Annotated in this window: 22 protein-coding genes and 1 riboswitch; of the genes, 15 read left to right on the top strand and 7 right to left on the bottom strand. The window is 38.5% G+C overall.

Features of this window, described 5'->3' with window-relative positions:
* Positions 1–35 precede the first annotated feature (35 nt).
* The 4 genes from galU (at position 36) to BSM4216_RS05310 (ending at position 4,197) form a co-directional block, all read left to right on the top strand.
* Positions 36–920, top strand: coding sequence for a UTP--glucose-1-phosphate uridylyltransferase GalU (galU, locus tag BSM4216_RS05295; RefSeq protein WP_048622994.1), 885 nt, complete (start codon positions 36–38; stop codon positions 918–920).
* A 29-nt stretch (positions 921–949) separates the two neighbouring features.
* Positions 950–2,641: a DUF6044 family protein gene (locus tag BSM4216_RS05300; protein WP_048622995.1), complete on the top strand. Its 1,692-nt coding sequence runs from the start codon at positions 950–952 to the stop codon at positions 2,639–2,641.
* A 22-nt stretch (positions 2,642–2,663) separates the two neighbouring features.
* Complete coding sequence (locus tag BSM4216_RS05305; protein WP_048622996.1) at positions 2,664–3,659, top strand: glycosyltransferase family 2 protein; 996 nt, start codon at positions 2,664–2,666, stop codon at positions 3,657–3,659.
* Positions 3,660–3,783: 124 nt separating this feature from the next.
* Positions 3,784–4,197 carry a GtrA family protein gene (locus BSM4216_RS05310; protein WP_048622997.1) on the top strand — a complete coding sequence of 138 codons (414 nt, stop codon included), beginning with the start codon at positions 3,784–3,786 and terminating at the stop codon, positions 4,195–4,197.
* A 314-nt stretch (positions 4,198–4,511) separates the two neighbouring features.
* On the opposite strand, the gene BSM4216_RS05315 is transcribed toward BSM4216_RS05310, so the two are convergent.
* The 5 genes from BSM4216_RS05315 to BSM4216_RS05335 form a co-directional block, all read right to left on the bottom strand.
* Complete coding sequence (locus BSM4216_RS05315) at positions 4,512–5,711, bottom strand: NupC/NupG family nucleoside CNT transporter (RefSeq protein ID WP_048622998.1); 1,200 nt, start codon at positions 5,709–5,711, stop codon at positions 4,512–4,514.
* 661 nt (positions 5,712–6,372) lie between these two features.
* Positions 6,373–7,320 carry an L-lactate dehydrogenase gene (locus tag BSM4216_RS05320; RefSeq protein WP_048622999.1) on the bottom strand — a complete coding sequence of 316 codons (948 nt, stop codon included), beginning with the start codon at positions 7,318–7,320 and terminating at the stop codon, positions 6,373–6,375.
* Between the two features lie 515 nt (positions 7,321–7,835).
* The gene (locus tag BSM4216_RS05325; RefSeq protein ID WP_048623000.1) at positions 7,836–8,279 is read right to left on the bottom strand and encodes a YndM family protein; all 444 of its coding nucleotides are present in this window, start codon (positions 8,277–8,279) and stop codon (positions 7,836–7,838) included.
* 565 nt (positions 8,280–8,844) lie between these two features.
* A complete protein-coding gene (locus tag BSM4216_RS05330) occupies positions 8,845–10,128 on the bottom strand; it encodes an IS110 family RNA-guided transposase (RefSeq protein ID WP_048622726.1) in 1,284 nt (427 codons plus the stop codon).
* 296 nt (positions 10,129–10,424) lie between these two features.
* Positions 10,425–11,099, bottom strand: coding sequence for an SOS response-associated peptidase (locus tag BSM4216_RS05335; protein WP_048623001.1), 675 nt, complete (start codon positions 11,097–11,099; stop codon positions 10,425–10,427).
* Between the two features lie 243 nt (positions 11,100–11,342).
* Between BSM4216_RS05335 and BSM4216_RS05340 the strand changes: the two genes are divergently transcribed.
* The 11 genes from BSM4216_RS05340 to BSM4216_RS05390 all read left to right on the top strand — a co-directional run bounded on the left by BSM4216_RS05340 (position 11,343) and on the right by BSM4216_RS05390 (position 19,784).
* Positions 11,343–11,726, top strand: a complete 384-nt coding sequence (locus BSM4216_RS05340; protein WP_003354268.1) for a rhodanese-like domain-containing protein — start codon at positions 11,343–11,345, stop codon at positions 11,724–11,726.
* Positions 11,716–11,982 carry a metal-sensitive transcriptional regulator gene (locus tag BSM4216_RS05345; RefSeq protein ID WP_003354269.1) on the top strand — a complete coding sequence of 89 codons (267 nt, stop codon included), beginning with the start codon at positions 11,716–11,718 and terminating at the stop codon, positions 11,980–11,982. Before BSM4216_RS05340 ends, BSM4216_RS05345 begins: the two co-directional genes overlap by 11 nt.
* A 265-nt stretch (positions 11,983–12,247) precedes the next feature.
* On the top strand, positions 12,248–12,919 hold the full coding sequence (locus BSM4216_RS05350) for a type 1 glutamine amidotransferase domain-containing protein (RefSeq protein WP_041846895.1): 672 nt from the start codon (positions 12,248–12,250) through the stop codon (positions 12,917–12,919).
* Between the two features lie 212 nt (positions 12,920–13,131).
* Positions 13,132–13,175, top strand: a riboswitch (PreQ1 riboswitch).
* Between the two features lie 263 nt (positions 13,176–13,438).
* Positions 13,439–14,101: a 7-cyano-7-deazaguanine synthase QueC gene (queC, locus tag BSM4216_RS05355; RefSeq protein WP_371836618.1), complete on the top strand. Its 663-nt coding sequence runs from the start codon at positions 13,439–13,441 to the stop codon at positions 14,099–14,101.
* Positions 14,101–14,532, top strand: a complete 432-nt coding sequence (gene queD, locus BSM4216_RS05360) for a 6-carboxytetrahydropterin synthase QueD (RefSeq protein WP_048623003.1) — start codon at positions 14,101–14,103, stop codon at positions 14,530–14,532. Before queC ends, queD begins: the two co-directional genes overlap by 1 nt.
* A 1-nt stretch (position 14,533) precedes the next feature.
* On the top strand, positions 14,534–15,262 hold the full coding sequence (gene queE / locus BSM4216_RS05365; RefSeq protein ID WP_048623004.1) for a 7-carboxy-7-deazaguanine synthase QueE: 729 nt from the start codon (positions 14,534–14,536) through the stop codon (positions 15,260–15,262).
* 30 nt (positions 15,263–15,292) lie between these two features.
* Positions 15,293–15,790 carry a preQ(1) synthase gene (gene queF, locus BSM4216_RS05370; RefSeq protein WP_048623005.1) on the top strand — a complete coding sequence of 166 codons (498 nt, stop codon included), beginning with the start codon at positions 15,293–15,295 and terminating at the stop codon, positions 15,788–15,790.
* Positions 15,791–15,919: 129 nt separating this feature from the next.
* A complete protein-coding gene (locus BSM4216_RS05375; protein ID WP_048623006.1) occupies positions 15,920–16,585 on the top strand; it encodes a haloacid dehalogenase type II in 666 nt (221 codons plus the stop codon).
* Positions 16,586–16,830: 245 nt separating this feature from the next.
* A complete protein-coding gene (locus BSM4216_RS05380) occupies positions 16,831–18,081 on the top strand; it encodes a right-handed parallel beta-helix repeat-containing protein (RefSeq protein ID WP_156179222.1) in 1,251 nt (416 codons plus the stop codon).
* Positions 18,082–18,401: 320 nt separating this feature from the next.
* Positions 18,402–19,391 (top strand): ferredoxin family protein, encoded by a 990-nt coding sequence (locus BSM4216_RS05385; RefSeq protein WP_048623007.1) that lies wholly within the window; start codon positions 18,402–18,404, stop codon positions 19,389–19,391.
* Between the two features lie 192 nt (positions 19,392–19,583).
* On the top strand, positions 19,584–19,784 hold the full coding sequence (locus BSM4216_RS05390) for a cold-shock protein (RefSeq protein ID WP_003355029.1): 201 nt from the start codon (positions 19,584–19,586) through the stop codon (positions 19,782–19,784).
* Positions 19,785–20,293: 509 nt separating this feature from the next.
* Here the strand turns inward: BSM4216_RS05390 and BSM4216_RS05395 are convergent.
* Positions 20,294–21,457 (bottom strand): IS256 family transposase, encoded by a 1,164-nt coding sequence (locus BSM4216_RS05395; protein WP_048623008.1) that lies wholly within the window; start codon positions 21,455–21,457, stop codon positions 20,294–20,296.
* Between the two features lie 86 nt (positions 21,458–21,543).
* Positions 21,544–22,356 (bottom strand): protein-glutamine gamma-glutamyltransferase, encoded by an 813-nt coding sequence (locus BSM4216_RS05400; RefSeq protein WP_048623009.1) that lies wholly within the window; start codon positions 22,354–22,356, stop codon positions 21,544–21,546.
* Positions 22,357–22,885: the final 529 nt, after the last annotated feature.

Genomic DNA, 22,885 nt, shown 5'->3' on the forward strand with positions numbered 1-22,885 from the left:
AGACCAATTTTTCATCCAAGGGAGAGTGCAACGTCATGAAATCAGTAAAAAAAGCGATCATCCCGGCTGCCGGGTTGGGAACACGTTTTTTGCCTGCAACAAAAGCGATGCCAAAAGAAATGCTTCCCATTGTTGATAAGCCTACCATTCAATATATTGTGGAAGAAGCCATTCATTCTGGGATTGAGGATATTATCATCGTGACCGGCAAAGGAAAACGCGCGATAGAAGACCATTTTGATCATGCATTTGAATTAGAAAAAAACCTTTATGACACAGGAAAGCTGGATTTGTTGGAAAAGGTTCAGCAATCATCGAACATGGTTGACATCCATTACATTCGTCAAAAAGAACCGTTGGGTTTGGGCCATGCGGTTTGGTGTGCTCGTAAATTTATTGGAGACGAGCCTTTTGCCGTGTTATTAGGGGATGATATTGTGGAATCGGAAACTCCTTGCATCAAGCAGCTAATGAATGTATATGAAAAAACGGGAGCATCCGTCATTGGAGTTCAGCCTGTTCCTTTGGAAGAAAGTCATCGTTATGGAATGATTGACCCGATGGCTCAGAATGGCCGACTGTATGAAATCAAAAATTTAGTGGAAAAACCGAAAAGAGGACAAGCCCCTTCTAATTTAGCGATCATGGGTCGTTATATTCTGACGCCAGAAATCTTTTCTTACCTAGAAAAACAAGAAAGAGGGGCAGGGGGAGAAATTCAGCTTACCGACGCCATTCAAAAATTGAGCAAGACTCAAAAAGTGTTTGGCTACTGCTTTGAAGGGAAACGATATGATGTCGGAGAAAAATTGGGCTTTATTTTGACGACTATTGAGTTTGCTTTAAAAAATGAAGAATTAAGAGAGCCTATGCTAGAAAAATTGAAACAACTGATAAAACAAGAAGAGAGAATGGTTTAAAACAAATAGATGGGGTGCGTGTATACGGAATGATGGCAAAATTAGCTTCGAATTGGACGAAAGAACAAAAATGGATTATTATTGCTTTTGCATTAATTGGAGTATATCTCCTTCCTATGTATGTATTAGGGGAAAATTCACATATTCGGGTTCATGATAATATGGACTCGAACATTGCTTGGTATAGGGTGTTAAAGCGAAGCGGGGAATTATTCGGACCTATTAATGCTACCATTCCACAAGTAATCAATGGGTTGCCGCGTAATGCATACGGTACGGAGTTTAGTGGGATCGAATGGCTGCATCATTTGTTTCCTCCAATGTTAGCTTACGCATTAAGCCAAACGATCACACGGGTATTCGCTTTTATAGGCATGTATTTGCTTTTAAAAAAGCACTTTGTTAAAGCAGACGATGCTTATCTAATTCGAGTGGGAGTGTCGCTTGCTTTTGCGCTGACTCCTTTTTGGCCTTCCGGCATGTTAAGCACGCTTGGACAGCCGCTTGCTTTATGGGCATTTTTGAATATAAGAGAACGAAAAGCGACTTGGAAAGAATGGTTGACGATTACTTTGCTTCCTTTCTATTCAAGCTTCGTTTTAGGGTTTTTCTTTTTTCTGGTAGCCATGGGGCTCCTTTGGCTGCGCGATGTGATGGTCAAACGTGATTGGAATCTCAAGTTTTTTGGCAGCATAGCGTATATGACTTTCCTTTTTTTGGCAATTGAATATCGGCTGGTTTATTCGCTGGTGTTTCCGACAGAACCGACGAGCCGGAATGAATTTGTCAGTTCTAAATTAGGATTTTGGCATTCTGTTCGTCTTGTGTTTAAGAACTATTTCTTAGGGCATACGCACGTAATGACCCTGCACACTTTTGTGATTGTTCCGCTTTCTTTTATCGTCATGGCGATCATTATTCAGAAGAAACAATGGAATCAAGAAAGAAACTATGTTCGTTTGTTTATCCTTAACTTCGTATTATCAGTCTGGTATGCCTTCTGGTTTTACAAAGGATGGGAGCCATTAAAAGAAAGGTACCAATTGCTAAATACGTTTAATTTTGCTCGTTTCCATTTTTTACGGCCAATGATCATTTACATGATGTTCGCGGTAGGTGCTTATATTCTCTGGAAAAAAGGGGTTCAATGGAAAAGATTTGTGAAGGTATGTTTAGTGCTGCAGCTTCTTATACTTTTTGCAGCCAATCCAGAGATTTATTATCGTGCCAATCACTCGCCGTCGTTTAAACAGTTTTATGCCACTCATCAGTTTGAAGAAATAGCGAAATATATCGGAAAACCAAAATCTTCTTATCGGGTGGCGAGCATAGGGCTTCACCCTGCCATTGCCCAGTATAATGGGTTTTACACATTGGATACCTATAATAATTTTTATCCTTTGTCGTATAAGCACCAATTTAGGAAAATCATTGCGAAAGAACTGGAGAAAAATAAGCAGTTGGAGACATACTTTGATCAATGGGGCGGCAGATGCTATATTTTTGTAAGTGAATTAGGAAAGCATTACGACTTCCGAAAAAATAGCAAGAAAAAAATTCATCATCTTCAATTGAACATTGATCAATTTAAGAAAATGGGCGGACAGTATATATTTTCATCCGTACCTATTATGAATGCGGAGGAGGACGGCCTTCACTTTTTAAAGGCTTTCGACGATCCGGATTCAGCGTGGAGAATTTATTTATACAAAGCAAAATAAAGAATTCTGAGGAGGAATTTCTTTGAATTACCCAGTTTTAACCATCGTCGTTCCTTGTTATAACGAAGAAGAAGTTTTTCAAGAAACGTCTAAACAATTAACACAGGTGATCAAAGAATTAATCGATGAACATTTAATTTCAAAAGATAGCAATATTTTATTTGTGGATGATGGCAGTCGAGACCGTACTTGGGATTTGATTGAAGCAGAAACGAATCAAAATATTTATGTAAAAGGTTTAAAGCTTGCTCGAAATGTCGGGCACCAAAATGCCTTGTTGGCGGGATTAGCAACCGCCAGCAAACAAGCCGACTGCGTGATTTCCATTGATGCGGATTTGCAAGATGATATTCGTGCCATCCGTACGTTTGTAGAAAAATATTGGGAAGGTTATGACATTGTTTATGGAGTACGAAATAAACGAGATACCGATACGTTTTTTAAACGGACAACCGCTGTCGCGTTTTATCGGCTCATGAACAAAATGGGCATTAACCTTATTTTTAATCATGCAGATTTTCGTCTTATGAGTAAAAGAGCTTTGGAAGAATTACTAAAATATAAAGAAGTGAACCTTTTCCTTAGAGGGATTGTGCCGTTAATCGGCTTCCCATCTACTAAAGTGATGTATGATCGAAAGGAACGTTTCGCCGGGGAATCTAAATATCCTTTGAAAAAAATGCTGGCCTTCGCTTTTGATGGAATTACATCGTTTAGTGTAGCTCCCATTCGATTTGTGACGTTATTAGGGTTTCTTTCTATTCTTTTAAGTATTTTGATTGGCGGATATGCTCTTATTCAAGAATGGCGGCACCATACCGTATCAGGATGGACTTCTCTCATGCTCTCCATTTGGTTGATTGGAGGTTTGCAATTATTGGGGATTGGACTGATAGGAGAATATATTGGAAAAATCTTTAAAGAAGTAAAAAAACGTCCTCGATACGCGATCGAAACGGACTTATATACAAAAGAAGCGAAACTTTCATCTCCTGCTCCCAAAACTTCCGAGAATTGATCAAGCGAGGAGGTCCAGCTCCCAATCAGGCCTCCTCGAATTTTGGTGAAATCCTGACAGCATTCGAATGGCGTGAAAGATTATGGTTTTTGCCTTCCGGTCAAAAGACGAAGGAGGTATCTTTATGTGGGATCATCTAAAAGAAAAAATGGGAATGCTTCTGAAGTTTTGTACGGTAGGAGTTGGAAATACACTTATTGATTTTATCGTCTTTTTTGTCCTCACCGGTTTACATGTCCATTACTTATGGGCGCAAGGATGTTCTTATCTTGCTGGTATGATCAATAGCTACATATGGAACAGGAATTGGACTTTTAAAGCAGAAGAAAAAGCTAATATTCAAGAGCTGCTTCGATTTCTAACCATTAATTTGGCTGCCTATGCGACTACTCTTCTTTTACTTTCTTTATTTAAGCAAAAGTTTGAATGGCCGTTGGCTGTAAGTAAGATTTTTGCAACATTGTGTGGGATGGCCATTACTTTTATGGGCAGCCGACTTTGGGTATTTAAAAGCGGTTTGTCTAAAGGCCAAAGCTAGGGTATTCCATATTTACCTTTTTCTTTTTTCATGCGAAAAAGAGGCTCGGAACATTGGTTCTTCGAACATTGTGCCGAGCTTTTTTTATAAAAACTTAAAAGCGGATTCATTGTGTATAAGCTTTGAAGAATATGATCGAGATATTGGGGTTATTTGATTGCTTGAATGCAAATCCTTGCCTAAAGATTAGTGGTATTTCAGGAAGAAAAGAAAGAAGCAGTTTCACCCATAAAACAGTCCTAAGCATCAACTTTGCTTAGGACCGGAATTGATTTTCTTACCTCAATGAATAGAAAGCGACAGCATCTTCTTGCTTATCTTACAAACAACCCTACCACCATCGCAGTTAAAAAGGAGACCAAAATACCTGAAACGAGCAGACGCCAAATATTTTTGGCGATTAGTTTTGTTTTCTCCTCATTGAATAATGATTTCACGCTTCCCAAAATAATTCCTACAGTAGAAAAGTTACAAAAAGAAACAAGAAACGTGGAGATGACAGCCTCTGTGTGTGGATTCAGTTTATTCAGTATAGGGTGTAGTTTCCCCATTGCTACAAATTCATTCGTCGCTAATTTTTCACCCATAAATTGAGAAACGGTAAATACTTGGGAATGTGTAACTCCCATTAAATAGGCAAAAGGCGAAAAAAGTACGGCAAAAATATTTTCCAGTGAAAGGTTTTTATGGATCAATCCTAAAACGCTATCGCTGGCAGTAATTAATGCTGTAAATCCGATCAGCATGGTGGCGATGATTAAAGCTAGTTTTCCTCCAGTCAGCATACTGTCTGCCAACATATCGAAGAAGTTTCTTCTCTCTCCGGATTTTGCAGGGTTGTAAACGACGTCTTCTTCTTTCGACACTTTATATGGATTTAAGAATGATGTAATGATTAATGCTCCAACGTCATTTAATGGAATGGCAACTAATACATATTTAGGATCGATGAGCTGCATATATCCGCCGAGAACTCCAACGCTGACACAAGACATTCCTACCATACAGGCGGTCAGCAGCCGTTTATCATCCATTTTGTTCAGTTGTTGTCTCGTTACCGCCAACGCTTCATTGTTTCCTAAAAACATGACTTGAGTAGCGAAAAAACTTTCAAAGCGGGGAGCACGCGTCAATTTAGAAAGCACAAAACCGATGCCGTTGATTAAAGCTGGAAGGATGCCGAAATAAGTTAAGATATCGAAGAAGGCAACAATAAAAATAATCGGCATTAATACGCTCATGAAAAAGGACGGTGTACCATTTAAAGATACTAGGTCACCAAAGACGAAATTGATACCGGACATAGAGCAATGGATAAGCCATAAGAAAAACTTTGAAACGATTTGGATGAATTGTCCACCTATTTTAGTGGTTAACATAAACCAAGTAATAACCAATTGAATAACAAACATCAAAAGGATAGAGACAAAATCTATGCCTTTACGATTGATAGAGCATAAATAGGCAATAGCAAAAACAACGATAATTCCAATGATGTTAATGATAAAAGACAATGAAATTCCTCCCTGAACCTACGCAGGTTTGATGAATAAAAGATTTTAAGCGTTCTTATGTTGTCCGGTCTTTTTTTCGTTTATACTTTTCGAGCGTATTAGTGAATCGATTTTAAAAAACATACAAAAATCGACGTCAAAATCCCTCGCAACGACGAAATAAAATTCTAAAAATAATAAATAGTCGTTTCAAATTAAATTTTAAATGCAGGGTGGGGAATATGCAAGATCAAATAAGTGTAAAAAATGTGCATTTTCAAGGGGATTATTGACAGTTCAAAAAGAAGTTTTTAATTTTTAAAATTTTAAAATTATAGTGAACATAGAAAAAACTAAAGTAGAATCTATATAATGTCAAAAAATGCCGGTTTCATTTATTCAATCAACATATTATTTCTTCATACATGGAACCATTTCGGCGTCCAGAAAAACGATGCGGAAATGCAACTAAAATTCGAATAATAACGATCGTTTTGATTAAATCGAGTTTGAATACCCCTTGCCCTCTCAAATGAGTTTTTGCATGGTTTTGTCTTCTCAGAATCATGGTTTATGATAGAACGAAACTGGAAATAAACTTCTGCAGCTCGCCAAAAGACAGGGCATATATAAAGGGAGCGGAATAAGCATTTAACTTAAAACGCTCCCTTTGTATGGTCGTTTAAGAAAGTACTTTATTCATCGTTTCTTTCAAAACAGCGGCTGAGTGGTTGAATTTTTCTTTTTCTTCTTCATTTAATTTCATTTCGATGATTTCACGAACCCCATTTCGGTTAACGACGGCGGGTGCACCGATGTAAAGATCTTCTTGACCGTATTCTCCTTCAAGCAGAACGGATACAGTCAGAATGCTGTTTTCATTCTGAAGGATCGCTTTAGTGATGCGGACAAGAGACATTCCGATTCCGTAATAGGTGGCTCCTTTTCTTTCGATGATATGGTATGCAGCATCCCGTACGTTTACAAAGATCTCATCCAGATCTGCTCTAGTGATTTCACCCTTTTTGATAAAGGAATCGAGTGGTTCAATACCAATAGTAGCATGGCTCCAAACCGGAAGTTCTGTATCGCCGTGTTCACCAATAACAACTGCGTGAACATTTCTTGGATCGACCTTTAAACGTTCTCCAAGTTGAAAGCGCAGCCGGGCTGAGTCGAGTACAGTGCCGGAACCGATGACACGTTCTTTAGGAAGTCCTGATTCTTTCCAGGTCACATAAGTAAGAATGTCGACCGGATTTGTAGCTACTAGGAAAATTCCGTCAAATCCGCTGTTCATAATATTTCGAATTATCTCTTTAAAAATCTTAGTGTTTTTTTCTACTAATTGCAGACGGGTTTCTCCCGGTTTTTGCGCTAATCCGGCTGTTATGACGACTAAATCAGCTTGTCTACAATCTTCATAATCTCCGTTCCAAATTTTAGCGGGAGAAGGGGCGAACGGTATTCCGTGATTGAGGTCCATGGCTTCGCCTTCCGCTTTTGCTTTGTTGACATCTATCAATACTATTTCTTCAGCTACACCTTGATTGATTAGGGAGTAAGCATAGCTGCAACCTACTGCACCAGTTCCAACGATAACAACACGATTTACTTTTTCTTTTTTCATGATAAGAAACTCCTTTCGTCATTTCTGGTTGATGTGAAATGTGTGAGAATCTAACCAAACCCATATGTAAAAAATGGTTTACATAGGGTAAGTCTACAAATTTATGTACTGTTAGAACATAATTTCCTGTTAGCAGTAAATGTTATGCCAACATTCATTTAAAAGATGCTGCAGCCAAAGACACACGTGAAAGGGTACGGTTCTTCATAAAACGTTGATAATTTAGAAAGAAAAGGAATGGCTGCAGCGATTTACAAGTTCATTATACAACACTAAATGTGAATTTATTCACAATATAAATGAATAATTTGTGAACTTTTTCACACACTGATTTTTTTTATTTTTGGATGAAACCATTTTTTATAGAAACAGGATGAATCGGCGTTTTCTTGCAAAAAAAAGGGCGAATGGGAAATAGGTTTTAAAGTCCATACAAAAACCCCTTATAGTCATTTAGGTATCATTCGTTTCTTTCATTTCCATTGCCTATAAGGGGATCTAATCAAATGACCAATTTATTCTTTTTTATCGTTAAAATCATGATCTTCCGAAAACTCGGCGTTATATGCTAGTTTTTGATTGACTCCCATTTTTGTCCGCCTGTTCGTTTGAACGTCCGGAAAACGATTCAGAATAAATTGATGAATAAACGCTTCTGCTATTGTGATGATAACGGCTGAAATAATGCTTCCCCAAGCAATCTGCATATAGTTATTAAGAAGAATACTGCCAAAAATCCAAACGCTCGTATAGGCAAGAAGAAAATCAACTATTGATGCAGACGTATTTCCAAAATAGGGAAGAATCAACCGATCTCCTATTAAAAAAGACATAATCGTCGTCAGTAAGCTGAAAGAAAAAATATCCAAATAGGTAGCATCAAAAAATAGATCGAGACCTACTGCAAATGCGATTAGGCAAGCAATAAATTTTATAAGTAAAATGCCAGCGTATTTCATCATTCAATCCTCCTTTGTCCATATTTTGAATCAAAAATCAGAATTTTATACTTGTGTCAAATAATTTTGTGAAAAACCATTAGGACATTTCACGTGATCGAATTCAGAAAAGGATTCGTTTATTGAAATCTTCTCTATAATCGTGATGAAAAAGGGGAAAAGAAAAAAAGAAAAAAAGAAAGCCTCCCTCTATAAACTTTAATTTTCTTCAAAATTCTCGCGTTTTCTTTAAATTTCGCTAACACATAATAGCTTCTTCACCTCAAATGAGTGTAAATTTCTTGTATTTATTCAATATATTTACATGGTAAGGTGCATCCTATAATACAGATTTACAATATCTGTAATATCATGTATGACCGTGCAAGAAGTCTCCACACTTCTCATGGTCGCTCACCCTCCCATGTATCACTGGATTTTAAGATCCACACATTCCTTCGTCCTGCGTACCCATGAGGTGGAGGTTGGATATGCTCCTTTACAGGGTCTAATGCCCGAATGGTGAAAATATACTCCAACTCTGCACTATTGGTGTTTGTCAGAATAACAAGTCGTTTGAAAGCTTTTATGCAGCCTGTAATGCTTTTATTTGAGGTAATCCCTTTAATAGCTTTAATCCATCAAACTCACACTGTTTCTTACCAATGGCAAATAACACACGTAATAATTTACAACACAAGGCAATCAGAGACTGTTGTTTTTTTAACGGCCTGTCTGGCCGATTGGTATAGTAATGATGCAAGGCTTTAAATACAGGATTATGGGCAACCAATGGTCGAATGGCCAGGTATAATGCTTTTCGTAAACGTCTTCGACCCCTTTTGGTTATGCGTGTTTGCCCTTTATACTTTCCTGAACTGTGTTCTCTTAAAGAAAGCCCTGCCAGATTGACTAATTGTTGCGGATGATTGTACTTGGTTAAATCTCCTACTTCCGCAAAGAACAAAGCAATGGTAGTGTAACTAAGTCCCGGGATATTGGTCATTTGTTTCGCACCTGGTATGCTTTCAACAACACCTTCTAGTTCTTCATCTAGTTGTGCTAACTGTTTCTTGTAAAGCTCATATTGATCCAATAGGCAATCCAATTCTCTTTTTGCGAACTGGATTCCTGTCTCAATCCCAACGCTCTTTTTCGCTACTTCTACGAGTCGGGTTGCTCGTTTCAGCCCAACCCCACGCTGTACATACGGTTTCCATTTTTGCAGCACTTCTTCTGGTGACAACTTTTGAATATGAGAGGGAAATGGAAACATGCGCAAGGTATAAAAGGCTGCTTTACCTTTCCAATCTCCAAACACATCGAAAAACTCTGGGAAAAAGCGCTGAATGACGTTTTCAATCCGCCCTTCAATGATCATAAGCTGTTTGATGAGCTGATCTCGTAATTTGACGCCTTCCCTTAGTTCAGCGTATACGCCCTCTAATAGGTTCGGTACGGAGTATCGCCCATCTTTCATTAACTGTGCAATGACACGAGCATCTTTTGTATCGTTTTTTGTAGGCGAATTGTCATCAAGCTCTTTACTTTTTTTGACGTGCATGGGATTCACTAGCACTACATCATATCCTTTTGCCTTAAGAAAGTAAGCAAGATTTAGCCAATAATGACCTGTTGGCTCCATTCCAAAAATCACGTGGTCCTTATGATTTTCTTTTTGAATATGATTAACCCAATCTAATAAGGTTTGAAAGCCGTGTATACGATTTTCAAAGATCAATCTCTTGCCAAATTCTAAGCCTCGGTCATCTTGAAAACGGGCAACGTGCTTTTCTTTAGCTACATCAATACCTACAATGAGAGTTGATGGTGTAATTTGAGAGATTTTTTGATTTTGTGTATAATTCATTTTGAGTCCTCCTTGGTTTATTGAAATTCGGGGTCAACGCGCATTGACACCCTGTACTATACCAAGGGGACTTTTTTTTATCAAACCTCAAATTTCCTCATTACAGGAATGCTCCTTTGTCCATATTTTGAATCAAAAATCAGAATTTTATACTTGTGTCAAATAATTTTGTGAAAAACCATTAGGACATTTCACGTGATCGAATTCAGAAAAGGATTCGTTTATTGAAATCTTCTCTATAATCGTGATGAAAAAGGGGAAAAGAAAAAAAGAAAAAAAGAAAGCCTTAAAACTTCCTAGTCAATGGGCTGAATTAGATCGGGCGAGTTATTTTTCGGTGAATTGACCAATTGAGAAACTTCGTACGCTTCCATGCATTGCTCATCATAAGGCTTTAATAAATTCTTTAATTTTTGAGGGTCGCTAATAGTTGGGTCCAACCATAACGGTTCATCCTGCGGTTTTAATATCACTGGCATTCTGTCATGAATAGACGCCATGAGAGGATTAGGTTTGGTTGTAATGATGGTGCAAGAAAATATCGAGTCGCCATTCGGCGATTTCCATTGTTCCCATAATCCAGCCATCGAAAATAACTCGTGGGATTTTAATAAAATTCTCATCGGAATCTTTTGATTGTTCACTCGTTTCCATTCGTAAAAGGAGTCGGCTACAATAAGGCAGCGTTTTTTTTGAAATGCATGCCGATAACTAGGTTTTTCAGTAAGAGTCTCAGCTCTGGCATTCACTAATTTATGGCCAATGGACACATCTTTTGCCCAAGGCGGAATTAATCCCCATCTTAAAAAGCCCATTCGGTTGGTTTGACCATCATTGATGACGGCTAGAACCGATTGGGAAGGGGCTATATTGTAGCTTGAGGAATAATCTTCATCCTTAAATGAATATTCAGCGCTAAAACGTTCAGCAATTTCTGCAATGGAAGCCGTTAGTGTAAATCGTCCACACATACCATTCACCTCTTAAAAGTATTATATATTGTAGCAGTTACATGTAGTAGAGATAGGATGAAAATGGTTTTGAGCATCCAATAGACGTTCATTCTTATTGAATGTTCAGCAATTACAAGAAAATACGATGTAAGATGCGGCAAAAGCCTCATGCTTCATAATAAATCAATCTACTTGACTAAACACCCCATAGGGTATACTATCCATTGTGAGTATAGAATATACGAGATATGGGAGATGCTTATGGTTGGATTGCTGATATTATTCATCATTTTTATTTGCTTAAAAGAACTTTATAAACGTTACTATCCGGTTAAAGGCATTCCGTGTATAGATCAAAGGAAACAGCGCCAAGATGGCCAAATTACGTTCTTGGATATCAGGGACTATAATGAAGTCATGAAAACGGACGGTCATACATCTTTGAATATTCCATATGCATACTTAAAACGTTTTTATAAAGATATTCCCAAAAACAACATTCATTTGATTGCGCAAGATCCACTGGAATTGAATCTAGGTCTGCGGTTTTTAGCTAGAAAAGGGTTTAAAGTTAAAAGTTATTCATTATCGAACTGTTCGTGTGATCAAAAAAGGATAAAGGGGATAGCCGGTAATGGAGTATAGTAAAGATATTAAAAACCGCTTAAAGCGAATCGAAGGACAAGTTCGCGGAGTACTTCGTATGCTGGACCAAGAGGAAGATTGTAAAGAAGTAATTACCCAATTAAGTGCAGCAAGAAGTGCTTTGGATCGGGCGATTGCACTAATAGTGGCGACAAACTTAGAAAAATGCATTCGTGAACAAATGGAAGAGGGAGAAGATCAAGCGCGTTCTGAGGTCATTAAAGAAGCGGTGCAGCTTCTCGTAAAAAGCAGATAAATCGATTAACTGGCTGGCATTTGGCATTTAAAGCAAAGTGTCCATGAATTTGGATGGCTATTCGAAAGTGTAATAAGAGGTGGCTCTCTGCATTTCAAAAAAGGGAATATCAGCAAGGCAGTTTGAAGGTCATAGAATATGGATTGGACCTTTAATAACGATTTTAAGGTTCATCAAACCGAAGCATATCTTTTGTTTTATCGGGAAAGAATCATTATAGTAAATTCGAAAACGTCATGAGACTCAATTAAAGGAGGTACATCAAATGGCGAACAATAAACGTATTCTCATGGTTGTGACGAACCATACAACGATTACGGATGATCACAAGACGGGACTTTGGCTGGAAGAGTTTGCGGTGCCTTATTTGACCTTTAAGGAAAAAGGATATGATGTCAAAGTAACGAGCATTAACGGCGGAGAAGTTCCTCTTGATCCAAATAGCATAAAAGAAAAAAATCCGGATTGGGTTGAAGCGGAAAAAGAATTAAAAAACACAGCGAAATTAAGCAAAGAAGATGCCGCTGGATTTGATGCAGTGTTCCTCCCTGGAGGGCATGGCACCATGTTTGATTTTCCGGATAATGAAACGTTGCAATATGTATTGCAGCAATTCGCCGAAGATGGAAGAGTCATTGGCGCTGTTTGCCATGGTCCGGCGGGGCTTGTCAACGTCACCTATAAAGACGGTACTCCATTAGTGAAAGGGAAAAAAGTAGCCGCTTTTACGAATGAGGAAGAAAGGGAAACGCAGCTGGACAGACATATGCCATTTTTACTGGAATCCAAGCTGCGTGAAAAAGGGGCGAACTTTGTTTCGGGTGAAAAGTGGTCCGATTTCTCTGTCCGCGACGGAAATTTGGTAACAGGACAAAATCCACAATCCAGCAAAAGCACGGCTGAAAAAGTGATTGAAGCGATTGAAAATCAGGAATAACAGACCTGGAACTGTTCTAAATAGAAGTTGAATTTACGATTTTTCACACCGTTCGTCTTGTTGAACGGTGTGTTTTCCTTGTGAATGGAAAAATAAGACAAATGAATGGATGGATCCTGATAGTAGTCGAATCTATAAAAATGTGCTATAGTAAACAATCAGAATGATGAATGATCATTTGAACAACTCCATAAGAAATCCGTGCATAACGCGCGGGAGAGGTTCGCGAACTCCCTCTATAAAAAACTAAGGAGAGACATCCGGCCAGGAAACAATGTCCGGGCTGCCGTTCTGCATGTCTGTCAAAGCACGTTTCCCTTTAGTTCGTACGAAATGGAAAGGTGCTTTTTATTGATTTGCTTTTTTTTAGGAACGGCAGGTCAGCAGTTTGTTTCTCTGCTGATAATAGTGGGAGATTGCGTCTTTCCATTGCGCAATCTCTTTTTATTATGCCGGCGATTATATTGGAATTCGTGAACCCTAAACAACCAATTTATATAAGAAAAGGTGAAGATCATGTTGAATGAGGAAAAAGCGGTTGTGGTATTCAGCGGAGGACAAGATAGCACAACATGCTTATTTTGGGCTTTGAAAAATTTTCAAGAAGTTCAAGCGGTGACTTTTGATTACGGACAACGTCACCGAAAAGAGATAGAAGTGGCAAAAACGATTGCTGACGATCTTGGAGTGAAGCACACAGTGCTGGATATGTCTTTATTAAATCAGCTCGCTCCTAATGCACTGACTCGTAAAGAGATTGAGATTGAACAAAAAGAGGGGGAACTCCCAACCACTTTTGTGGACGGCCGAAATTTGTTATTTCTATCGTTTGCTGCGGTGCTGGCAAAGCAATCGGGGGCTCGCCATATTATCACAGGGGTTTGTGAAACGGATTTTTCCGGCTATCCTGATTGCCGGGACGTTTTTATCAAATCCTTAAATGTGACGCTTAACTTAGCAATGGACTACGAATTTGTCATTCATACCCCGCTGATGTGGCTGAATAAAGCTCAGACTTGGGAGCTCGCTGATCAGTTAGGAGCGCTTGATTATGTGCGTGAAAATACATTGACTTGCTATAACGGTATTATGGCCGACGGTTGCGGTCATTGTCCGGCCTGTAAACTTCGCAAGCGGGGATTGAACGAATATTTATCTAAAAAGAACGGAGGTAGTAAGTAATGCTACAACAAATTTATCCGCAAGTGCAGCATGATTATACGTACGAATTAAACAAAGATCTGCAATTTGCAGCTGCCCATTTCATTCCTCATCCAGATGCAGGACAGTGCCGTAATGTACATGGCCATACGTATTTTGTCAATATAACGGTTGCAGGTGACGAGTTGGATGATTCCGGATTTTTGGTGAACTTTCAAGCGTTGAAAAAAATTGTTTCGTATCCATTTGACCATACACTTTTGAATGATCACCAAATGTTCAGTGAAAAACAGCCTGAAAACTTTCCTTCCACCGAAGTAGTGGCACGAAAAATATACGAAATGATACAAGCTTATTTGGACACATTGCCGAACAAGCCAAAATGCTTGCAGGTGTTCTTGCGCGAAACACCGACCAGTTATGTAGTTTATCGGCCGAAGAGAGGGAAGTAATATGGCTAAGAAGGTGCCTGTATTAGAAATATTCGGCCCGACCATTCAAGGAGAAGGCAGCGTAATCGGTCAAAAAACAATGTTTGTCCGAACGGCCGGCTGCGACTATTCATGCAGTTGGTGCGATTCTGCTTTTACGTGGGACGGATCGGCAAAAGCAGACATTCGACAAATGACGGCGGAGGAAATATGGAAGGAACTCAAACAACTGGGCGGTGATTGTTTCAGTCATGTGACGATTTCCGGAGGCAACCCGGCGCTCATCTCTGGCCTTTCAGAATTCATTGATTTGCTGAAAGAGGAAGGAATCCGTATAGGTCTTGAAACGCAAGGGAGCCGCTGGCAAGATTGGTTTTGGCAAATCGATGATTTAACGATTTCACCGAAGCCTCCTAGTTCAGGGATGAAAACCAATTTTTTCGTGCTGGATGACATCGTGAAAAAGCTTCAAGCGAAAAACCACCAAACTTTTAGTTTAAAAGTGGTAATATTTGATGATCGTGATTTTGATTATGCTGTCTCCGTCCATCAACGCTACCCCTCTGTTCCTTTTTTTGTCCAAGTAGGAAATGACGATCCAGCTACGGCCGATGATGATCAGTTGATTAAGCATTTATTAACAAAAATGAAATGGCTTGTAGAAAAAATTTCTGCATCGGCTGAAATGAATGATGTTCGGGCACTGCCGCAGCTCCATACTCTTTTATGGGGAAATAAACGAGGGGTTTAAACAAAAAAAGTAGAAAAGGAGGAAGCCGAAATGGCAGGAAGAAATGAGGAAGAATTGCAAGGAGTCACGTTGTTAGGCAATCAAGGAACAAAATATGTATTCGACTACGCACCAGAGGTTCTCGAAGTATTTGACAACAAACATCCGAACCGCGATTATTTTGTAAAATTCAATTGCCCGGAATTCACAAGCTTGTGTCCAAAAACGGGCCAGCCGGATTTTGCTACAATATATATTAGCTATATTCCCGACAAAAAAATGGTCGAAAGCAAATCGTTGAAGCTCTATTTATTTAGTTTTCGCAATCACGGAGACTTTCATGAGGATTGCGTGAATATTATTATGAACGATTTAATCGATGTCATGGATCCACGCTATATTGAGGTTTGGGGAAAATTCACTCCACGGGGCGGAATCTCGATCGACCCGTATGTCAATTACGGACGTCCCGGTACAAAATATGAAAAAATGGCTGAATATCGATTAATGAATCACGATTTATATCCTGAAAAAATCGACAATCGCTAATATTTCGCTCTCTGCGGAACTTCCGCAGAGGGTTTTTTAATGGATCCGGCTGCTTTTTTACCATAAAATTTAAAAAATCATTTTAAATTTTAGAATATTAAGTTTATTATTCTTAAAGGGGGGAGAAAAATGTCTAAATCCGTAAGAGCATTTATATTTGATGTATATGGTACTCTTTTTGATGTACATTCTGTGAAAGAAGCAGTGGAAACTTTATATCCTGGAAAAGGTGAGTCTATTAGTCAGACTTGGCGGAAAAAGCAAGTCGAATACTCGTTTTTGCGTCAACTCATGGGAACATACCGTTCTTTTTGGGAAATAACAAAAGATGCTCTCCGCTATGCCTTGAAAGAAAATGAACGGAGCATACCGTCTGAAATTGAGGAATTTTTAATGGAAGCTTATTTGCATCTTACTCCTTTTCCCGAAGTCCATGAAGTTTTGCTTCAATTACGGAACAAGACTCTGGCTGTGTTTTCAAATGGGTCGCATGATATGCTAGATCCATTGATCGATCATTCTCTATTTGGCGAACTTTTTGATGATGTCGTCAGCGTTGATGAAGTAAAACAATATAAACCAACTCCAGCCGCCTATGATCATACATTACATACGCTAAAAGTTTCACGAAAAGAAGTATTGTTCATTTCCTCAAATGGATGGGATATCTCCGGTGCAAAAAACTTTGGCTTTCATACTGCATGGATAAATCGGAACAAGTTGCCGATAGAAGAGTTGGATTTACATCCGGATGCAATATATGAAGATTTAACCGGTATTTTGGAATGGATATAAAGAAGAATATAGTAGCCCCCCTTTTTTTAATGTGTTCTTTTTAAAACTGGATTTTTTGAAAAATCCCAATAGAATCCGTTGCGCCCTTTTTTTAAAAAGGGCTATTTTAGTTTCACTCTTTTGACCAGCTTGTACATATGATGAACTGAAGACAGTGATCTGTCTTTCTTAATAAGCAGTTGGTATTTTTATCTAATTTATGAATAATATATTTGATCAATTAAGCAAGAAAGGAGGGAAATAAGATGGCAGGTACAAAAACATTTGTAAACACGAGCCCGGCCACTTTACAAGTTACTCTTTTTATTCGTGAAGGAAATGACCCGCTAAGTCAAGATGGGACGGTTTCTTTTGTCCTTGATCCGGGAGAAACAGAGGTCGTTGCCTTTGGAAACGCTCAAAACTCTTTCCTGAACGGAATTTCTTTGTTTACTATTTTTGCAGGAGATCTTTATAGCAAAATTCAATTTGTAACCGTAGTTGGAAGTGAGCTTGATAATCTTCTTAATACTAATGATGTGATTACAATCACAAAGGAACTAACCGATTACGTCTTATCTGGAGGCAACAGCAGTCTAGATGCAGTAAATAATGCTCTAACAGTGGCTGAGATGCGGGCTGCTCTTGAAAATCCACAATTGGGGCTTGATCTTACAGCATACAACAGCCTAACAGAGGCACAAAAAGATCAAGCAGCCGGAACCGTATTAACGAATCGACCCGTTTCAGGATATCCTACCGTGGCAAGTGTACAAGAAGCTCTTAATCATGCAATAGATCAAATCGTAGATCCGAACAATATATTTGTTCTTGCAGGCTCAGTAGATGGAAATGGAAGCAGAGCGAATCCATTTGGTAGCATTGTGGAAGGGATTGCAGCCGTAAATCCGGGAGGAACGGTCCATGTATTAAGTGGAACATACCCTATCACCACTCAAATTGCCGTCAATAAGGAAGGGATTACTTTAAAAGGCGAGCCAGGAACATTGCTTGTATTGCAGGCCGATCTTATTCCATTGTTAATTTTATCGAATAATACGACGATTGATGGTTTAACCATAACGAGTGATACTCCTTACCAGAAAGAATTCATCCAAGTTGCCGGAACGAATACAAGGTTGATGAATAACACAATATTCGGTCCTCCACAAGCATTGCCAATGTCTGACTGGGTAGTGAATCGGGCAGTAGTGCCTCAGGTTAATGTAACGAATTTAATAGTTGAAAATAATACGTTTTATTCGTTGCGGACAGGTATTTATATCAATCCAAATGTAACGGGTGCTATGAATAATAACGTGGTTTATAATACAAAAGGTGGTTTTTTAGTGGATCGGGCATTCACGACATTTAATGGTAATTCATGGGGAATCCCGGCAAATGAGTTTGATATTGTCTTGCTAGCTGGAACTACAACAGGACCACCATACGATGATTTGGCTGCCTTAAGTGCCGAAAATAATCATGCAACCATTTCGGACCAAAGATCACAATAAAGTTTAAAAAACTGCAAGGCATTATTTCCTAATTAGAATTCAGGTTAAGTGGTAGTAAGTAGAGCTTTTTTTGTCCGGAATGAATAGTTAGGGTTTCTTGATATGACTTTGTTTTTACACCGTTCGTACGTGACGGTGTTTTTGTTTTGTGAACATGAAGATTGTTCATAATTAAGATTCTCACAGATCATTAAGAAAAATGGGCCCATACATTTGCAAGTTACATCTCCCTATCATTAAACTAATGATAGGAAGAAAGAATATTCAAGTGTATGAAGAAAAAGGTCATTAAGTTGAAAAGCAAGGAGACGATGCAAAGTATGTTAGAAACAAAAACAAGCCCGAAAGAAGCAGATCTACATGACTATTGTTCCATCGTAGCCAAGACCAATGGAATTGATCCAATCGGTTCAGCTCCGGTTCATCAGCGCTATATTTTGGTGGAAACGCCATTTCCATGGACAAAAAAAGTAGAACAGTCCCCAAAAATGAATGAAAAATTGTTGGAAGTATTAAAAGAGGCGGAAGAGCAAGAAAAAAGTTTCCGGTTTTTAGCGTTTCATTCGGATACTCTCCCTTCTCCTGATGGGTATTCGCGCGTCTTTTTGTTTGAACGACCGGACTCTTTTTTGGCTCATTATGAAAAACGGGAATATTTGCTTCCGAGTCAAAAAGTTCACGAGTTGGTGCGAGGTTTTTTAGCCAATACCGCTTCTTTAGAGAAATTTGATGAGTACTTGCAGCCTTCATCCCATATCAGAGAGCTGTTTTTATGTACACAAGGCAGCCGCGATCGGTGCTGTGGAAAGTTTGGCTACGAACTGTATAAGGAAATTCAGGAACGTCTTTCATTAAATCCTGATTCTTGTTTACGCGTATGGCGTTCCAGTCATTTGGGAGGCCATCGCTATGCGCCGACTATGCTTGACTTGCCGGAAGGACGCTACTGGGGCCATTTGAATCCAAATCAACTGGATGCTCTATTGTTCCGGAAGGGTGCATTTTCTGATCTAGCCGGTTCTTACCGAGGCTGGGGAGTTATTTCTCCATTTGAACAAGCAGCAGAGCGGGAAGCCTTTTTGAAAATGGGCTGGGATTGGATAGAAATGATGAAACAGTCGAAGATCGTTGAAAAAAGCGAGAATACGGCTCGGGTACGAATTGATTATCATTCACCAGACGGCCAACAGCAAGGAACTTATGAAGCTGATGTAAAAATTGAAAGAACGATCAAAGTTTGGGGATGCGGGGCAGAACCGAGCGATGTGAAACAATATAGAACGACTCGATTGGATAAAATGAATCATTAATCCGTTTCAATAGGAGCCGTGGAGAGCACGGTTCATTTGCGGTCCTACATTGATTGCGACGATTCCGTTTGTTCCGTAATCGATGTAGGGCCTTTTTTTGGCAGAAAAAGAATATTTTATGGATAAGTGAATGTTTTTTCTTTTTTTGGAGAAACTAAATAAAGAATGAATTTATATGTTGGAGGTTTTAATATGGAACGAGGCACTGTTAAATGGTTTAATGCTGAAAAAGGATACGGATTTATCGAATCTGATAGTGGATCCGATGTATTTGTTCATTACAGCGCCATTCAAGGAGAAGGATATAAGACGTTGGAAGAAGGACAACAAGTGGAGTTTGAAGTGGTTCAAGGAAATCGTGGACCTCAGGCAGAACATGTAGTCAAACTATAATGAGGATGAATCAGGGGGTGACTTCGTTATAGTCACCCCTTTTTTCAATGAAAAGGATTATAACCTGAATGAAAAACGATTCTTTCGCCGTTTAGCATCAACCAAACCACTCTGAAGAGATCATCTAAACGTAACAAAATGAGGTCAACCTGATTCTTTTCCATTTAAATCAATGTTCACATCTCATCCAAAGTCATGAGTTTGATCGACCGCTTGCCATCCATTCAAAATTTTTGCCGGGAACCCAACTTCTTTCCGAAATGAACAATGAAGAGTTTTGGACAGTTGTAATAAAAAATTATAAAAGATAAGTTTTCGAACCTATTTTAGAAATGATTAGATTGGAAAAAAGGTACCGTCAAGAATTTTGTGTAAGAGAGTATTCTCAGATACGTTTTTTTAATCTTGGAGGAGGTGTTTAGTTGTCTTATATGAGACTGAATATTCAGTCTCATATAAGACAACTTAGTCTCCCTAGACTCTGTTCTTCATGAACAAAATTTGGTCTTTCAGTATCTTTCTTCAAACATATCTTGAAGTGCCTTGTATGCCGTAGAAAACCCTTTAAGTTTTCTAGTGGACCATTTTTCATTCAAGTCCTGTACCGTTAAGAACGTGATTTTTTCTGCTGCTTCAATACTGGTTAAGCTGTTCATCGTTTTGAGTCGTTTACGTATATCTTTAATCGTTCGTTCAATCGCATTGGTCGTGTAGATGACACTACGAATACTGGTCGGATATTTCATGAATGTTAGGAGGACATCTAAATCCTGTTCCCAAGATTGGACTTCTCTAGGATACTTTTTAGACCACTTGTCTTTAAACTCATGAAAGGCTTGAATGGCTGCGTCTCTTGTCATCGAACGATAGATCAGCTTTAGGTCTTCAGCCACTTCAAATTGGTCTTTTTTCCTTACCTTGTTTAACGTATTTCTTACTTTGTGGACCACACATCGTTGAACATCGGCTTTCGGATAGACGGCTTTAAAGGCTTCTTCAAGACCTGGGAGTCCATCAAAAACACCAAGTAAGACTTCATGAGCACCGCGTGTATAAAGGTCTTGGAGAATCTCTTGCCAGCCATGCGCGCTTTCTTGACCTCCAACGTAAAAGCCAAGAATTTCACGATAACCTTCTTCATTGACACCAAGAACAACGTAAATGACTTCTTTGGCATACGTATCACGACGAACTTTTATATAAAACCCATCAAGATACAACACAGAATACCGTTTGTTTAATGGACGTTGTTGCCATTTTTGAATATCCTCCAACGCGGCATCTGTAATATGACTAATCGTGGTAGGAGAGTAGGTTGAACCAAGAATTCTTTCGATAAACTTCCCAATTTCTCGAGTGCTCATCCCACTTTGATACATTTTAATAATCGCCTGTTCCAGCCAGCCGTCTTGACGTTGATAAGGCTCAAACAGTTGAGTCTGGAAATCCCCGTTGCGATCTCTTGGAACCGTAAGAGCTTCTATTTTCCCGTACTTTGTATCAAGAGTACGGTGATAATAACCATTTCTTGAGTTTTGAACGTGTTCCTGTTCCACTTGGAGGAAATTTTTGATTTCTTCTCTCATGATGAATTCAAGCTTTTCTTGAACAAAATCTTTTATCATATTTTCCAGTTGATTTGCGAAATCTGAGTTGAGTATACTATTACTCATAAGGTAGGGTATCTCCTTTCAGTTTTGTTTGGTCGCAAATCTGAGAATACCCTGCCTTTTTCTTTTTTTCTAGTAGAAAAATTTGCTTACACAAAATAATTTACATCATCGGAAAAAAGGCTGGAATGCTGGTGCACGTGGTGATGATCACGATTTACTTTTGGTTTGTAAGGAAGTAAAGACCGAAAATTCAGGCGAGTGATTTGATTGGTTAAAAAAGCGGATTGATTGGGATTTTGCTTTCTTTTAGTATTTAATATATCAATGATTCTTTGCCTGGTTGTAATCCCGATTCCATGTGCATAATAGAGACGTTCATCCAATACGATCGCATTTTCTCCTTGCCATTCCGGAGTATTAGGATCATGATCAGGATTGATAAAATAAACGCAATCTCCGGGTAAAAAATCCGTTCCTTTATGACTGCGGAGATCAAGATCTTGGTCATATTGCCAATCGTATAGATAAAGATTTGAAAAAAGGAGATTAAACTGTTCTTTATCAATGATTTCCAAAACTGCTTTATAAAAGACGATCACCATGGCTGTAGCACATTCAAAAGCATACTTTCTGCCGTTACGGAAGATGTCTTCAATCGCAGTTTGGGGCAAAACATTAGTTTTGAGGGCAAAGGCGCCTTTTTCGGTAAGCGTCCAATATTTTTCGTTGCATTTAGATGTACTAAAAGTGGCAAAATGGACACCGCTTTTATACAACCGTTTAGCCGCTTGAATGATTTGAAGTCTAATCGCAAGTTCAAATTCAAGTTGCTCCTTTGTTTCATACTCATAAACCGTACTGTATTTCCCCATTAATTGAAGGATTGTAGATGCTTCATTGGATAAAGTCCCCAGATCCATTTGGCTGAAATCTTCTAATTTTTGATTAATAATGATCAATCATAACCTCTCCTCGTTTTAGAGAATCGGAATAAAGGAATGAAAAAAATCGCTATACTGCATATAGTTTAATTATTTATATGAATGATCGAAGAATAATGATAAAATTTGTTCCTGTGGAAAAGGTTCAATAAATCTGAAAATAACCTTAAAATGTTGATATATCGGGGCACTATCTTTTAAAAAGGATGTGTAACAATATTTAATGCTCGTTTTCAAATGATTTAAGCAGAATGATGAAAGGATGATTTTGAAAATTAGAAAAATTTGATTTCTAATACATTCAATCAAGCAAAAGAGATCGTTTGGAAAATCCGAAAGGCTAGGATGACGAACGAATTCATCAATAGGTGAAAAACGAAAGAAATAATTGATTCCAACCTGAACAAAGGTTCTGAGTGAAGAAGCTCTTTGAAAAAAATCCGTTTCCTATTTCGGGAAAATTCAAAAATTTGCTTGTACATAGAATTAAAGAAGCTGTATGAGAAGAATAAATCTTGATGGACCATAAGATAAAAGAAAACAGGAA

The sequence above is a fragment of the Bacillus smithii genome (assembly GCF_001050115.1).
Taxonomy (GTDB): domain Bacteria; phylum Bacillota; class Bacilli; order Bacillales; family DSM-4216; genus Bacillus_O; species Bacillus_O smithii.